Source organism: Variovorax durovernensis, from assembly GCF_977011995.1.
The window spans coordinates 4,549,604-4,564,400 of the sequence record NZ_CDRNCW010000001.1 but is presented as its reverse complement, the minus strand read 5'-3'; the positions used below and the strand labels follow the sequence as shown (position 1 = coordinate 4,564,400).

13 protein-coding genes are annotated in these 14,797 nt (G+C 68.5%); 8 read left to right on the top strand and 5 right to left on the bottom strand.

Annotated elements, in window-relative coordinates; genetic code table 11:
- The first annotated feature begins 7 nt into the window (after positions 1–7).
- From ACWV14_RS21720 to ACWV14_RS21710, 3 genes are read left to right on the top strand one after another with little or no spacing between them, the layout of a single operon-like run.
- Positions 8–1,342, top strand: a complete 1,335-nt coding sequence (locus ACWV14_RS21720) for an aspartate aminotransferase family protein (protein ID WP_454903657.1) — start codon at positions 8–10, stop codon at positions 1,340–1,342.
- A gap of 52 nt (positions 1,343–1,394) precedes the next feature.
- Entirely contained in the window at positions 1,395–2,309 is a 915-nt protein-coding gene (locus tag ACWV14_RS21715; RefSeq protein ID WP_454903655.1) for a transporter substrate-binding domain-containing protein, read from the top strand.
- Between the two features lie 13 nt (positions 2,310–2,322).
- On the top strand, positions 2,323–2,964 hold the full coding sequence (locus ACWV14_RS21710) for an aspartate/glutamate racemase family protein (RefSeq protein ID WP_454903654.1): 642 nt from the start codon (positions 2,323–2,325) through the stop codon (positions 2,962–2,964).
- On the opposite strand, the gene ACWV14_RS21705 is transcribed toward ACWV14_RS21710, so the two are convergent.
- Positions 2,956–3,840 (bottom strand): hypothetical protein, encoded by an 885-nt coding sequence (locus ACWV14_RS21705; protein WP_422087424.1) that lies wholly within the window; start codon positions 3,838–3,840, stop codon positions 2,956–2,958. The two genes, ACWV14_RS21710 and ACWV14_RS21705, sit on opposite strands and share 9 nt — an antisense overlap.
- Positions 3,841–3,995: 155 nt before the next feature.
- Between ACWV14_RS21705 and ACWV14_RS21700 the strand changes: the two genes are divergently transcribed.
- On the top strand, positions 3,996–4,820 hold the full coding sequence (locus tag ACWV14_RS21700) for an undecaprenyl-diphosphate phosphatase (protein ID WP_454903652.1): 825 nt from the start codon (positions 3,996–3,998) through the stop codon (positions 4,818–4,820).
- A gap of 11 nt (positions 4,821–4,831) precedes the next feature.
- Here ACWV14_RS21700 and ACWV14_RS21695 read toward each other — a convergent pair whose 3' ends face one another.
- From ACWV14_RS21695 to ACWV14_RS21680, 4 genes are read right to left on the bottom strand one after another with little or no spacing between them, the layout of a single operon-like run.
- Positions 4,832–6,748: an ATP-binding protein gene (locus ACWV14_RS21695; RefSeq protein WP_454903650.1), complete on the bottom strand. Its 1,917-nt coding sequence runs from the start codon at positions 6,746–6,748 to the stop codon at positions 4,832–4,834.
- Entirely contained in the window at positions 6,658–7,362 is a 705-nt protein-coding gene (locus tag ACWV14_RS21690; RefSeq protein WP_454903648.1) for a response regulator, read from the bottom strand. Before ACWV14_RS21690 ends, ACWV14_RS21695 begins: the two co-directional genes overlap by 91 nt.
- Positions 7,363–7,404: 42 nt before the next feature.
- Complete coding sequence (locus ACWV14_RS21685) at positions 7,405–8,037, bottom strand: GNAT family N-acetyltransferase (protein ID WP_454903647.1); 633 nt, start codon at positions 8,035–8,037, stop codon at positions 7,405–7,407.
- 54 nt (positions 8,038–8,091) lie between these two features.
- Entirely contained in the window at positions 8,092–9,549 is a 1,458-nt protein-coding gene (locus ACWV14_RS21680; RefSeq protein WP_454903645.1) for an aminotransferase-like domain-containing protein, read from the bottom strand.
- Positions 9,550–9,679: 130 nt separating this feature from the next.
- On the opposite strand from ACWV14_RS21680, the gene ACWV14_RS21675 reads away from it, so the two are divergent.
- The 4 genes from ACWV14_RS21675 to ACWV14_RS21660 are packed head-to-tail and all read left to right on the top strand — an operon-like array spanning position 9,680 to position 14,772.
- Positions 9,680–11,290, top strand: coding sequence for an ABC transporter substrate-binding protein (locus tag ACWV14_RS21675; protein WP_454903644.1), 1,611 nt, complete (start codon positions 9,680–9,682; stop codon positions 11,288–11,290).
- Positions 11,291–11,294: 4 nt separating this feature from the next.
- Complete coding sequence (locus ACWV14_RS21670; protein WP_081266501.1) at positions 11,295–12,236, top strand: ABC transporter permease; 942 nt, start codon at positions 11,295–11,297, stop codon at positions 12,234–12,236.
- A 13-nt stretch (positions 12,237–12,249) separates the two neighbouring features.
- Positions 12,250–13,122: an ABC transporter permease gene (locus ACWV14_RS21665; protein WP_454903643.1), complete on the top strand. Its 873-nt coding sequence runs from the start codon at positions 12,250–12,252 to the stop codon at positions 13,120–13,122.
- Positions 13,123–13,134: 12 nt separating this feature from the next.
- Complete coding sequence (locus tag ACWV14_RS21660) at positions 13,135–14,772, top strand: dipeptide ABC transporter ATP-binding protein (protein WP_454903642.1); 1,638 nt, start codon at positions 13,135–13,137, stop codon at positions 14,770–14,772.
- Positions 14,773–14,797 lie beyond the last annotated feature (25 nt).

Genomic DNA, 14,797 nt, shown 5'->3' with positions numbered 1-14,797 from the left:
GCCCGACATGACGCACGTCTTCCACCGCCATCTCCGCCAGACCCCGCCCGTTGCCGCCGGCTCGCACGGCATGTACATCCGCGACGCCGAAGGGCGCGAGTACCTCGACGCCTCGGGCGGCGCGGCCGTGTCTTCGCTCGGCCATGCGCATCCGGAGGTGCTGGCGGCCATGCATGCGCAGATCGACACGCTGGCTTATGCCCACACCAGCTTCTTCACGAGCGACGTGGCCGAGCGGCTGGCCGACGAGCTGATCGGCTCGGCGCCCGAGGGCATGAGCCACGTGTACCTGGTGAGCGGCGGCTCCGAGGCGGTGGAGGCGGCGCTCAAGATGGCGCGCCAGTACTTCGTGGAAATCGGCCAGCCGCAGCGCACCCATTTCATCGCGCGGCGCCAGAGCTACCACGGCAACACGCTGGGCGCGCTGGCGGTGGGCGGCAACGCCTGGCGGCGCGAGCCCTTTGCGCCGATCCTGGTGCCGGCCACGCATGTGTCGCCGTGCTACCCGTATCGCGAGCAGCGCACCGACGAAAGCGCCGAGCAGTACGGCCTGCGCCTGGCGGCCGAACTGGAGGCCGCCATCCTCGCGCAGGGCGCCGACCGCGTGATCGCTTTCGTGGCCGAGACGGTGGGCGGTGCCACGGCCGGCGTGCTGACGCCGGTGCCCGGCTACTTCAAGGCGGTGCGCGCGGTGTGCGACAAATACGGCGTGCTGCTGATCCTCGACGAGGTGATGTGCGGCATGGGACGCACCGGCACGCTGCACGCCTGCGAGCAGGAAGGGGTGGTGCCCGACCTGATGACCATCGCCAAGGGGCTGGGCGGCGGCTACCAGCCGGTGGGCGCGGTGCTGGCGCAGCGCCGCATCGTCGAGGCAATGTCCAAGGGCAGCGGCTTCTTCCAGCATGGCCACACCTACCTGGGCCATCCGATGGCCTGCGCCGCCGCGCTCGCGGTGCAGCGGGTGATCCGGCGCGACGGCCTCGTCGCCAAGGTGCGCGAGGACGGCATCGCCTTCGGTGCCATGCTGGCCGAGGCGCTGGGCGCGCATCCGCATGTGGGCGACATCCGCGGCCGCGGATTCTTCCGGGGCCTCGAGCTGGTGGCCGACCGCGCGGGCAAGACGCCGTTCGACCCGGCACACAAGGTCAATGCCGCCATCAAGAAAGACGCGATGGCGCGCGGCCTGCTGTGCTACCCCTTCGGTGGCACGGTCGACGGGCGGCAGGGCGACCACGTGCTGCTGGCGCCGCCCTTCATTGCCACCCGGCAAGACCTGCAACGGATCGTCGAGCGCCTGGCCGAATCGATCGACGCCGTGACGCGCGCCGCCGCGCGCTGAGCACCGCTTTCCCTTCGCTTTTTTCTTCAACCGTCGTTCCGAGGAGCGTTTCATGCCCAAGCTTCGTCCGCTGTTTTCGTGCGGTGCCGCCGCGTTCGCGCTGGTTTTCGCGTCCCTGCCGCCCCTGGCCGCCGCGCAGGCGCAGGAGAGCGATACGCTCGCCAGGATCAAGGCCAGCGGTGCCATCACCTTCGGCTACCGCGAGTCGTCCTTTGGCTTCTCCTACCTCGACGGCAACCTCAAGCCGATCGGCTACAGCATCGACATCTGCAACCGCATCGTCGACGCGGTGAAGACGGAACTGAAGATGCCGAACATCGACATCAAGTACCAGGCCGTTACTTCGGCCAACCGCATCCCGCTGGTGCAGAACGGCACGGTCGACATCGAGTGCGGCTCCACCACCAACCTGCTCGAGCGGCAGAAGCAGGTGGCGTTCTCGCCGGACATCTTCCGCTACAACGTGCGCATGCTGGTGAAGGCCGATTCGGGCATAAAAAGCATCGCCGACCTGCAGGGCAAGACGGTGGCCACCACCAGCGGCACCACCTCGTTCAGGCTGCTGCGCGAAGCCGACCGGGGCCGCGGGCTCGACGTGACCAACCTGGCGGGCAAGGACCACAGCGATTCCTTCCTGCTGGTGGAAAGCGGCCGCGCCCAGGCCTTCGTGCTCGACGACATCCTGCTGGCCGGCCAGCTCGCCAATGCGCGCAACCCGAAAGACTTCGCCATCACCGGCGAAAGCCTGCGCACCGAGAACCAGTCGCTGATGTTCCGCAAGGACGACCCGGCCTTCAAGGCGCTGGTCGACCGCGTGGTGTCGGGCATGATGAAGTCGGGCGAGATGGAAAAGCTCTACGTGCGGTGGTTCATGTCGCCGATTCCGCCGAAGGGCATCAACATCAACTACCCGCTCAACGCAGAGACGAAGGACGCGTTCGCGAATCCCTCGTCCAAAGGCATCTGAACCAAACGATCCCATGACCCGCATTGCCCTGATCCACGCACTCTCGCACTCCGTCGCTCCCATCAACGAGGCCTTCGCGCGCGACTGGCCCGAGGCGCAGCGCATGAACCTGCTCGACGACAGCCTCTCGGCCGATCTCGCGCGGGGCGGCAAGGGGCTGGACGATGCAATGCACGAGCGCTTCCAGCGCCTGGCGCAGTACGCGGTGGATACCGGCGCGCGGGGCATTCTCTTCACCTGCTCGGCCTTCGGGCCCTGCATCGAGGCGGTGGCGCGGCGGCATGCGGGCATTCCGGTGCTCAAGCCCAACGAGGCCATGATCGACGAGGCAGCGCAAGGGCAGGGCCGGCTCGGGCTGATCGCCACCTTCGCGCCCACGCTGGCGTCGATGCCGCCCGAATTCCCGCAAGGAACGCCGCTCGAACTCGCGCTGGCCGAAGGCGCGCTCGATGCGCTGAACGCCGGCGACGCGCAGCGGCACGACGCGCTCATCGCCGCCCAGGCCGTCGCGCTGCGCGAACGCGGTTGCACGCGGCTGGCGCTGGCGCAGTTCAGCATGGCGCGGGCGCGCGCCGCCTGCGAGTCGGCCAGCGGCCTGCCGGTGCTGACCACGGTCGACAGCGCGGTGCGCGCGCTGCGCCGGCGCTCAGCGTGAGGCGCGCGTGCTTTCGATGACCGAGAACAGCGCCGTCATCGCGATCTGCGCCGCGTCGCTGCGGCCCAGCCGGCGCGTGACGAGGCTCTCGCGGTCGGTGCCCTCCAGGCCCTGCGACAGGCGCCGGTAGATATCCGCCGAAGGCATGGTCGCCGACGTGCCCAGCGCATCGCAGTAGGTGTCGGTGAGGATGCCGGTGAGCTGCTCGCTTTGCGCGTTCGACAGCTTCATCGAGTCGCCCGCGAAGACGGCGGCGATGCAGTGCATCAGGTAGGCCTGCGTCTCTAGCGAGAACGACTGCTGGCGCACATAGCACTCGAAGGCGCCCCAGAACAGCGCCTCGGAGGTGCGGCGCCAGCTTTCGAGCACCTTGCGCGCCTTGGCCACCAGGTCGGCATGCGCATCGCCCGGCTCGGTCGGCCTCAGTGCCAGTCCCTGCAGGGTGAGCGAGACCTCGGGCGCGGAGGCGCCGAGGATGAAGCTCCAGAACTTCCAGCGGGCGTACCACTTCTTGTCGTGCGCCGGGTCCAGCGGCTCGAGCAGCCAGAAGTCGATGCTCTGGGCCGCGTCGGTGCGCTGCCCGGCGGCGATGCCGTCACCCAGGTCCAGCTCCTGCATGACCGATTCCATGCGGTCGGCGGCAATGTGCCCCTGCGCCACGATGCCGGTACTGTGGCCGCTGCGGTCGATGTCGAGCAGCCGTTGCATCAGCTGGCGCAACTCGCCGGCCGAGGCGCCGGTGGCCTCGACCACCCGCCGCATCGAGGCGCATTGTTCTTTCTCGATGTCCTGCATGTTCTTGCGGCGGTCTTCACCGTGGTCGTCGGCAGTCGAAACATGCTCTTCGAGGCGGTCCCCGAGGGTCAAGGTGGGCATCGGCAAAACTCCTCCGGCTCGACTTGTCCGGGCAGTTTCCACTATGGGTCAATGCGCCGCGGCGGCACATCACCCGAACTGGGTATCCTGACCTCCACCTGAATGGTGGCTGACCGACGCCATCGTGATAATTACGGCTCTTTCAAGGAGTACGCGTGGACATTGTTTTGCTGGTCAAGGCCGCCATCATGGGCATCGTGGAGGGGCTGACCGAATTCCTGCCGATCTCGTCGACCGGCCACCTCATTCTTGCCGGCTCGCTGCTCGGCTTCGACGACGACAAGGCCAAGGTCTTCGACATCGCCATCCAGACCGGCGCGATCTTCGCGGTGGTGCTGGTCTACTGGGAAAAGATCAGGTCGACCGTGGTCGCGCTGCCCCGGCAGCCCCGGGCGCAGCGGCTGGCGCTGAACATCTTCATCGGCTTCCTGCCCGCTGTGGTGCTGGGCCTGCTGTTCGGCAAGGTCATCAAGGCGCACCTGTTCATCCCGACCGTGGTGGCAAGCACCTTCATCATCGGCGGCTTCATCATTCTCTGGGCCGAAAAGCGGCCGCCGGGCTCGGTGCGCATCGAGCACGTGGACGACATGACGCCGTGGGACGCGCTCAAGGTCGGCCTGGTGCAGTGTTTCGCGATGATCCCGGGTACCAGCCGCAGCGGCTCGACCATCATCGGCGGCATGCTGCTGGGCCTGTCGCGGCAGGCGGCGACCGACTTCTCTTTCTTCCTGGCCATCCCGACGCTCATCGGGGCGGGCGTGTACAGCCTCTACAAGGAACGCGCGCTGCTGTCGGTGGCCGACATTCCGCTGTTCGCCGTGGGGCTGGTGTTCTCGTTCGTGAGTGCCTGGCTGTGCGTGCGCTGGCTGCTGCGCTACATCAGCACCCACAACTTCGTTCCGTTCGCCTGGTATCGCATCGTGTTCGGCATCGTGGTGCTGGTCACGGCGTGGACCGGCACGGTGGTCTGGGCCGACTGAGGCCGCTGAGTTCAGGGCTGCGCGGCCAGCGGCATGCGCAGCAGCACCTGCGTTTCGCCGGGCCGTGACTGCAGCTGCAGCTGCGCCCCGAGCCGCCGCGCCCGTGCCTGCAGGCTGCGCAGGCCCGCGCCGGTGGCCTTGTCGATGCTCTCCACGGCAAAGCCCCGGCCGTCGTCGCGCACGCTGAGCCGAAGCTCCGCACCGGCGCGCGCCACTGTCACGTCCACGCGCCGGCTGGCGCTGTGCTTGAGCACGTTGGTCAGCGCCTCCTGCAGGAAGCGCATCAGGTCGAGGCTCTGTGACGCGGGCAGTTCGAGCGTCTCGATGTTCGACACGCTCCAGCGGCAGTCGATGCCGTTGGCTTCCAGCAGCTGCGCGCTGCGGTAGCGCATCGGCGCCAGCAGCTCGCCCAGCGCGCGGGCACCGTCGTCCCGGCCTGTGGCGTCGATGATCAGCCGCAGGTCGTCTCGCAGATGCTTGAGCATGGCGAGCAGCTCGGGCGCGCCGAGGTTCTCGGGCGTGCGCTCCAGCTTGGCGATGCTGCCCACCAGCATGCCGCCGAGCCCGTCGTGCAGGTCGCTCACCAGATTCACCCGCTCGCCGATGCGCGCATGCGTCAGCTCCAGCGCATGCCGCTGCGCCAGCGTGGCGGCCAGGTCGGCCTTGGCGGCGTTCACTTCCTCGATCAGCTCGGTGTTGAAGTTCTCGATGCGCTTGAGGCTCTTCACGAACTGCGCGGCCAGCGTCAGCGCCATGCCCAGCAGCAGGATGTACGAGGACATCGTCGTGTAGTAGGTGTTGCTGTCGATGATCTGCGTGAACACCAGCAGGTCGTGCGCATCGGTGAGCGCCGACACCGCCATGAACGGGGCGAGCGAGCGCATCGGGCTGTCGCGGTGGCGCAAGGCATGCACGATGGAAGTGCCGTTCACCGCAATGACGGTGAGCCCGCCCACCAGGGTCCAGACGGCGCGGTGCGCTATCAGGTCGGCGCCGGGCGCCAGCCACAGGTCGAGCACGCCGGCCATCGCCAGCAGCAGCGCCGCGGCCTCCAGGCGCGGCATGCGCCGCCCGCAGAAGCGCAGCGCGAAAACGACGTACGACACGCCGAAGACCAGCAGCAACGAAACGTTCAGCGCCTGCCAGCTGTGGTTGCTGGCAAAGGGCCAGGGGCTGGTCGCGATCTGGTTGTAGCCGAACAGCAGCCACAGCACCGACATCAGCGCGAACCAGCCGTAGGCCGTCTCGCGCCGGCGCAGCAGCCACAGCGCGGCAAAGAAGGCCGATGCCGCCGCGCTCACTGCCAGGCCCAGCACCTGCAGGTCGCGGCGGATCAGGCGCTCCCGCTCGAAATCCGCCTGCATCGCGGCCGGCGTGCCCAGGCTCACCGGCCCCAGCCCTGCCTGGTAGGCGAACAGGCCCGACACCCGCACCAGCAGCGTGTTGGTGCCGGGCCTGAGCAGCGGCGGCGCCAGCAGCCAGTAGCGCGGGGTATTCCAGGCGCGCGTGAGCGGTTCGACCAGGCTGTCGTCGCGCGAAATCGGCGTGCCATTGAGCGAAACCTCGCCGGCCATGTTCAGGTAGTGCAGCAGCAGGCCGGCTTCACGCACCTGCCCGGGCTGGTCCCAGGTCAGCCTGTACCAGACCACGCCGTCGAAGCCCGGCCAGCGCCCGGCCCAGCTGTCGGGCAGGGTGACGGGCGTCCAGCCCTCGGCGGGGGGGGCCGTGTCGTGCCAGCCGGTGGCACGCACTGCCTCGACGCGCAGCGCGGGTGCCTCTGCGCCTGTCTGGGCAGAGGCGGCGGGGGCCGCAAGAAGAAAAAGAAGCAGCGCGCCCGTCAGCGCAGCAAGCCATGCCGCCGCGCCTGGAAGACGGCTTCGGTGCGCGAATTGACGGCCAGCTTGCGGTAGATGTTCTTGGTGTGGCATTCCACGGTCAGTCTGGAGATCGACAGCGACTCTGCCATGTCGCGGTTGCTCAGGCCTTGCGACACGAGCTCGAGGATCTTGTGCTCGCGGCGCGTCAGCGCGGCCGGCGCCGCTTCGCCGGGGGCGCTTGCCTGTGCGTCGGCCGGCGCCTGCTGCGTCGCGAGCCACCCGAGGATATGGCGCGCGATGCTCGGGTCGATGGGAGCACCACCCTGCTGGATGCTGCGCAGCGCAATGCCGAGTTCGATGTCGTCGCGATCTTTCAGCAGATAGCCGATGGCGCCCGCGCGCAATGCCGCGAAGATGATTTCCTCGGTGCGCCAGGCCGATATCACCACCGCCGGCACGCCCGGGTGGTGCGCCCGCAGCCAGCCGATCAGCTCCACGCCGCTGCCGTCTGGCAGGCCGATGTCCACCAGCACCACGCCGTAGTCATGTTCGCCAAGCAGCTGCCGCGCCCCGGCGACGCTGTCCGTCGCAGCGATGCTGTGCTCGTCGCAGCCGAGCGTGGACAGCACATAGCGCAGGCGCTCCTGCATGGCCGGGTCGTCCTCGACGATGAGGGCGGGGCTCAGCGAGACGGGTTCGGCGTCTTCGGTAGGGACTCGGGACATTCGGTGGTTCTTCGGCCAGTGCGGCGCGAGGGTTGGAACGGGTCAGCTATTTTCCGGGCTGGTTGCCAAGTATGTCCCGGGCGGGCGGCACATGATCGCGTACGGTGAACCCGTGACCGGCTCCAGGTGCTCCGCCGCCGTGCGAAAGCCCAGCCGCTCGTAGAACGCCACGCTGCGCGGCGTGAAGGTTTCCAGGAAGCAGGGCACGCCCGCCGCATCGGCCTCGGCCAGTGTCGGCGCCAGCAGCCGGGCGCCCAGCCCGCGCCCCTGTGCGGCGGGAGAGATGCCCAGGATCGACAGATACCAGGCACCCTCCGGCACCACGGCCGGCGCACGCGCGGCCATGAATTCGACGATGCGGTGGTAGTTGCCGTGGCCTTTCGGGCCCAGCGTGGCCGAGAGGAATTCGTTCTTCGCCGCCGATTCGGCCGCATCGGCCGCCTCCGCGCGCGGCAGCAGCCAGGCGGCCGCTCCGAGCCGGCCGTCTTCGGTCGCCAGGCAGCGCCCGGTCCGGGCAGCCTCGCCGAGCGAGTAGGCGAAGTAGGAGGCCAGCACCTTCTTGCGGGCAGCCATGTCGTGCTCGAAATCGACGGAGATCGCGAGATAGAAGGGATCGACGATCAATGCGTCGGCCAGCGCGGGCGTGGAAGGGAATTCGGATTCGGGCTTCTTCATGACCCGCGCGATTCTAGGCAGGGCACCCCTTATTCGGAGTTTGCCGCCTTTGCCTCAGGCCGGGTCCTCCTTGGCCTTCGAGCGCAGCCTTTTCGCTTCTTGCGCCAGGAAGCGATACAGCTTGGGGTCGTCGGCGTAACCCACGTTGAAGCGCAGCCACGGCGTGGGCCGCAGATCGGTGCGAAAGAGGTCGCCCGGCGCCAGCAGAAAGCTTTCGGCAATGGCGCGTTGCGCCAGCGCGCGCATGTCGACATCGTCGCGCTCGAAGCGTGCCCACAGAAAGGGCCCTCCCGCCGGCCGCGTGAAAAGCTGCATGCCGGCGGCCTCCAGCCGGTCGCACACGGTGCGCTGCGCCGCCTGGAGGTGTTCGGCCAGCTTCGCCACGTGGGCCCGATAGCGGCCTTCGACCAGCACGCCGTGCAGCAGCCGCTCGGTGAGCTCCGAGGTGGTGAGGCTGTTGACCATCTTCTGCAGGATCATCTTCTCGGCGAACTCCTCGCTGCAGGCGACGAAGCCCACGCGCAGCGCCGGCGATACCGTCTTGGAGAAGCTGCCGACATGGATCACGCGGCGCAGGCGGTCGAGGCTCGCGAGCGGGGTGGCCGCGCCCGGTGGCTCCAGGCCGGCCATCACGTCGTTGTCGACGATGTGGAAGTCGAGCTGCTCGGCCAGCCGCAGCATCTGGTACGCCACGGCCGGCGTGCACTGGCTGCCCGTGGGGTTGTGCAGGTTGCCGGAGGTGAAGAAGGCCTTGGCGCCGTGGCGCTGCGCCAGCGCCTGCAGCGCAGCGAGGTCGGGGCCGTTCACGGTGCGCTCCACGCCCACCAGCTTCAGGTCGAGCGAGCGCAGCATCGCGTACAGGTTGGTCGAGCCCGGCTCGTCGACCAGCACCACGTCGCGCGGCTGCAGCAGGCAGCGCGCCACCAGGTTCAGCGCCTGCGAGGCGCCGTGCGTCAGCACGATCTGGTGCGGCGCGGTCTCGATGCCCTGCTGCGCGAGCAGCGTCTGTATCTGCTGGCGCAGCGGCAGGTAGCCGTAGGGCGTGCCGTAGCTCGCGATGCCGGTGCCCGGCTTGCGCGACAGCGCGGCCAGCGCGCGGCGCACGCCGTCCATATGCAGCATCTCGGGCGGTATCCAGCCGCAGCCCGCGTTCAGCAGCGTGCGGTCGTCTTCATACACATGCTTCAGCAGCCACAGCGAGTCGACCGAGGTGCGCCCCAGGAAGGGCTTGCGCCGCGTGGCCGCGCGCTCGGCCTCGGCCACGTAGTAGCCGCTGGCGCGCCGCGCCTCGACGTGGCCCTCGGCCACCAGCCGCTGGTAGGCGTTGGTGACGGTCATGGTGCTCACGCCGCAATCGGTGGCGAGCGCGCGCACCGAAGGCAGCTTGTCGCCGGGCTTCATTGCGCTGGATGCGATCTGCGCCAGCAGGGCGTCGTAGAGCTGGCGAACCAGGGGCGCGGGCAGCGAAGGATTGACAGTGATCACGGCAAGGCGTGCACGCTTCGTGTGCACGAAAAACCCCAACACGGGGACAAACACGGGACAGGCGAGCGACTGTTCTACTACAGGCGATTCAAACTGTATATATGCATTTGACCTGGCAGATGACTCAATGGAGCCCTTGCCGTCTTCAGGAAATCACATGCAACCGCAGCTCTTTTCGTCTTCGCGCGCCGTGTTGTCGCGCCGCCTTGCCCGATGGGGCGCAGCCGTGCTCCTGGCCGGCGCGGCCGTCGTTCCCGCCGTGGCGCAGACCACCACGCTCAAGATCATTCCGAGCAGCAACATCACCGTGCTCGACCCGATCTGGACCACGGCCTACGTGACACGCAACTTCGGCTACATGGTGTACGACACGCTCTTCGCCACCGACCTCGAAGGCCATATCAAGCCGCAAATGGTCGACAAGTGGAAGGTGTCGCCCGACAACAAGACCTGGACCTTCACGCTGCGCGACGGCCTGGAGTTCCACGACGGCAAGCCCGTCACCAGCGAGGACGCGGTCGCCTCCATCAAGCGCTGGGCCAGCCGCGACACCTTCGGCGCGCAGCTTTCCAAGGTGACGGAGCGCTACGAGACGCCCGATGCCAAGACCTTCTCCATCGTGCTGAAGGAGCCCTTCGGCCTGGTGCTCGAAGCGCTGGGCAAGCCCTCGTCGAACGTGCCGTTCATCATGCCCAAGCGCATTGCCGACACCTCGGGCGACACGCAGATCAAGGAGTCGATCGGCTCCGGGCCCTACGTCTTCAAGGCCGACGAGTTCCGCCCCGGCGAGCGCGTGGTGTTCACCAAGAACATGCGCTACAAGCCGCGCGCCGAGGCGCCCTCGGGCACGGCCGGCGGCAAGAACGTGTATGTGGACCGCGTGGAGTGGCTCATCATCCGCGACGCGCAGACGCAGATGAATGCGCTGCTCAACGGCGAGGCCGACATCCTCGAGCAGCCCGCCTTCGAGCAGTACGCCACGCTGCGCACCAACCCCGACATCAAGCTGATCGACGCGCAGCCCGCGGGCAACCAGTTCATCCTGCGCTTCAATTTCCTGCAGCCGCCGTTCAACAACGAGAAGGTGCGCCGCGCCGCACTGCTGGCGCTGGGCCAGGAAGCCTTCCTGCGCACGCAGGTTGGCACGCCGGGCCTCACGCGCTACTGCAAGAGCATGTTCCCCTGCGGCACGCTGTTCGAATCGGAGCAGACCGGCGACTACACCGGCGTGGCCAACCCGCAGAAGGCCAAGGCCCTGCTCGAGGAGGCCGGCTACAAGGGCGAGCCGGTGGTGCTGATGCGACCGACCGACAACCCGACCATCGGCAAGCTGCCGCTGGTGGCAAAGCAGCAGCTGGAGCAGGCTGGCTTCAAGGTCGACATGCAGTCGATGGACTGGTCCACGCTGGTGGCGCGCCGCGCCAAGAAAGACGCCCCCTCGGCCGGCGGCTGGAGCGCGTTCATGACCTCGTGGACCGCATCGGACATCCTCAACCCGATCACCATGGCCATGATGAACGCCAGCGGCGACAAGGGCTGGTTCGGCTGGCAGAACGACCCCAAGCTCGAAGAGATCAAGGTGCAGTTCGCCCAGGCCAAGACCGACGCCGACAAGAAGAAGCTGGCGCAGGCCGCCCAGCTGCGCGCCTTCGAGACCGCCACGCACGTGCCGGTCGGCCAGTACAACCAGCCCGCCGCGGTGCGCAAGAACGTGAGCGGCCTGGTGCCGGCCGGCGCGCAGGTGTACTGGAACATCAAGAAGCAATAAGCCCATGCTCACGTTCCTCGGCAAGCGCCTGCTCGCCACGCTGCCGGTGCTGCTGGTGGTGGCGCTCGCGATCTTCATGATCGTGCGCCTCACTCCCGGCGACCCGGCGGCGGTGATCGGCGGCAACAGCGCCACCAACGAAGACCTGGACCGCATCCGCGTGCAGCTGGGCCTGACCCGGCCGCTGTGGGAGCAGTTCGCGATCTGGTGCAACGGCGTGCTGCACGGCGACCTGGGCTTCTCGTTCTTCCTGAACAAGCCGGTGACCGAGCTCATCGGCCAGCGCATGGAGCCCACGCTTTCGCTGGCCGGCGGCACGCTGCTGCTGGCGGTGGCCATCGCGCTGCCGCTGGGCACGCTGGCCGCATGGCGCATGGGTGGCTGGCTCGACAAGGCCGTCATGGCGTTCTCGGTGGCCGGCTTCTCGGTGCCGGTGTTCGTGGTCGGCTATGTGCTCATCTACCTGCTGGCGATGAAGCTGCAGTGGTTTCCGGTGCAGGGCTACCGGCGCATCGCCGACGGCGTGGGGCCGTGGCTGAACCAGCTGGTGCTGCCGTGCCTCACGCTGGCCATCACTTACGTGGCGCTGCTGTCGCGCGTGACGCGGGCGGCGGTGAGCGAGGCGCTGACCGAAGACTACATCCGCACCGCGCGCGCCAAGGGCATCACCGAGCTGGAAGTGCTCAAGCACCATGCGCTGCGCAACGCGGCGGTGCCGGTGGTCACGGTGATCGGCGTGAGCGCGGCGCTGCTGCTGGGCGGCGTGGTGGTCACCGAGACGGTGTTCGCGATTCCCGGCCTGGGGCAGCTCACGGTCGATGCGGTGCTCAACCGCGACTTTCCCGTGCTGCAAGGCGTGGTGCTGTTCTTCGCGGTGGTGTACGTGGCCGTCAACCTGCTGGTGGACCTGAGCTATCTCTTCATCGATCCGCGCATCCGCTATTGATTGACTGACTGACATGAGCACCCTGAAAAGACTCTGGCGCAACACCGCCGTGCGCGGCGGCGTCGTCGTGCTGGCCGTGCTGGCGCTGCTGGGCGTGTTGGCGCCCTGGCTCGGCACTTTCGATCCGTCCGCGATGGACCCGAGCTTCATCTCGGTAGGCGCGGGCACCGCGGGGCAGGTGACCATGCCCGACGGGGCCCAGTTCGCCCACACCTTCTGGATGGGCAGCGACAGCGTGGGGCGCGACGTTTGGAGCCGCGTGCTCTACGGCACCCGCATCTCGATGACGGTGGGCCTGTTCACCGCCTTCGTCGCCATTGCCTTCGGCTGCCTGCTGGGCATGCTGGCCGGCTACTTCCGCGCCGTCGATGCGGTGCTGATGCGCGTGATGGACGGCGTGATGGCCATCCCCGCGGTGCTGCTCGCCATCACGCTGGTGGCTGTGCTGGGCGCCAGCCTGCCGACGGTGATCCTGGCCATCGCGGTGCCAGAGGTGCCGCGCGTGACCCGGCTGGTGCGGGCGCTGGTGATGAGCCTGCGCGACGAGCCCTTCGTGGAGGCCGCGCGTGCGCTGGCCACGGCCGACGCGACCATCTTGTGGCGCGACATCCTGCCGAACGCGCTGGCGCCGCTGATCGTGCAGGGCACCTTCATCGCGGCTTCCGCCGTGCTGACCGAAGCCATCCTGAGCTTCCTCGGCCTGGGCCTGCCGTCGGACGTGCCGACCTGGGGAAACATCATGGCCGAGGGCCGCGTGCAGTTTTCGCAGAGCCCGGGCAACGTGCTGTTCCCCGCGTTGTTCCTGGTGCCCACGGTGCTGGCCATCAACATGCTGGGCGACGGCCTGCGCGACGTGCTCGATCCCAAGTTTTCCAAGCGCGTGTGAGGCGCCGATCCAATGACTGATTCCAATCGAAGCGCCGCCATTCTCGAAGTGCGCGGCCTGCGGGTCGCGCTGCCCTCCGATGCCGACCGGCCGCATGCCATCGAGCATCTCGACCTGCGCATAGAGGCAGGGCGCACGCTGTGCATCGTGGGCGAGTCCGGCTCGGGCAAGTCGGTGCTGGCCACCACCGTGATGGGGCTGCTGGCCAAGGGCCTGGTGCTCGCGGGCGGCGACGTGATTCTTTCGGGCGAGAAGCTGGTCGACAACGGCCGCTTCACCTCCGACAAGCGGCTGCGCCAGTTGCGCGGCACCGGCATGGGCATGGTGTTCCAGGAGCCGATGACCGCGCTGAACCCGGTGCTGACCTGCGGCGAGCAGGTCGACGAGCTGCTGCGCACGCACACCGCGTGGGGCGCGGCCGAGCGCAAGGCGCACATCCTCTCCATCTTCGAGCGCGTGCGGCTGCCCGACCCGGCGCGCATCCACGGGAGCTATCCGCACCAGCTCTCGGGCGGGCAGCGGCAGCGCATCGTGATCGCGATGGCCATCATCCTCAAGCCGCGCCTGCTGATCTGCGACGAGCCGACCACCGCGCTGGACGTGACCACGCAGGCCGAGATCCTGAAGCTCATCGCCGAGTTGCAGGCGGAGCAGGGCAGCGCCGTGCTCTTCATCACGCACGACATGGGCGTGGTCGCCGAGATTGCCGACGACGTGATGGTGATGCACCGCGGCGCGCTGGTGGAACAGGGCCCGTGCGAACAGGTGCTGCGCAAGCCGCGCGAGGCCTACACCCGCATGCTGCTGGACGCCGTGCCCGGCATGACGCCGCCGCCCGCGCGCGAACTGCCCGGCGGCAAGCCGCTGCTGGCGGGCACGGGCGTCGGCAAGATCTACACGCGGCGCGACTGGCTCGGCCGCGCGAAGCACAACACCGCGCTGCAGGACGCCAGCGTGGCCGTGCATCGCGGAGAGACGGTGGGTGTGGTGGGCGAATCGGGCTCGGGCAAGTCGACCTTCGCGCGCTGCATGATCCGGCTGATTTCGCCCAGCGCGGGCAGCATCTTCTGGGGCGACGCCGAAGTGCGCGACCTGCCCGAAGGCCGCCTGCGGCCGCTGCGCTCGCGGGTGCAGGTGGTGTTCCAGGACCCGAACCGTTCGCTCAACCCGCGCCGCACCGTGGGCTCGTCGATGGTCGAAGGCGCCATGAACTTCGGCCTGAGCAAGCTGCACGCGCGCCAGACCGCCGAGGAGCTGATGGACCGCATCCAGCTGCCGCGCACCGCGCTCGACCGCTATCCGCACCAGTTCTCGGGCGGCCAGCGCCAGCGGCTGGCCATTGCGCGCGCCATTGCCTGCCAGCCGCAGGTGCTGGTGGCCGACGAGGCCGTGTCGGCGCTCGACGTGTCGGTGCAGGCGCAGATCCTCGACCTGCTGCGCGAGATCCAGCGCGACCTGGGGCTGGGCATTCTCTTCATCACCCACGACCTGCGCGTGGCGGCGCAACTGTGCGACCGCGTCATCGTGATGAGCCAGGGCCGCATCGTGGAGCAGGGCCCCACGGGTCAGGTGTTCGGCGCGCCGGCCAACGACTACACGCGGCGGCTGCTGGCGGCCGCGCCGCGTGCGGAACTCGCGAGCGCCCGGTGAGCCGGTGGAGCGCCTGGCGCGCATC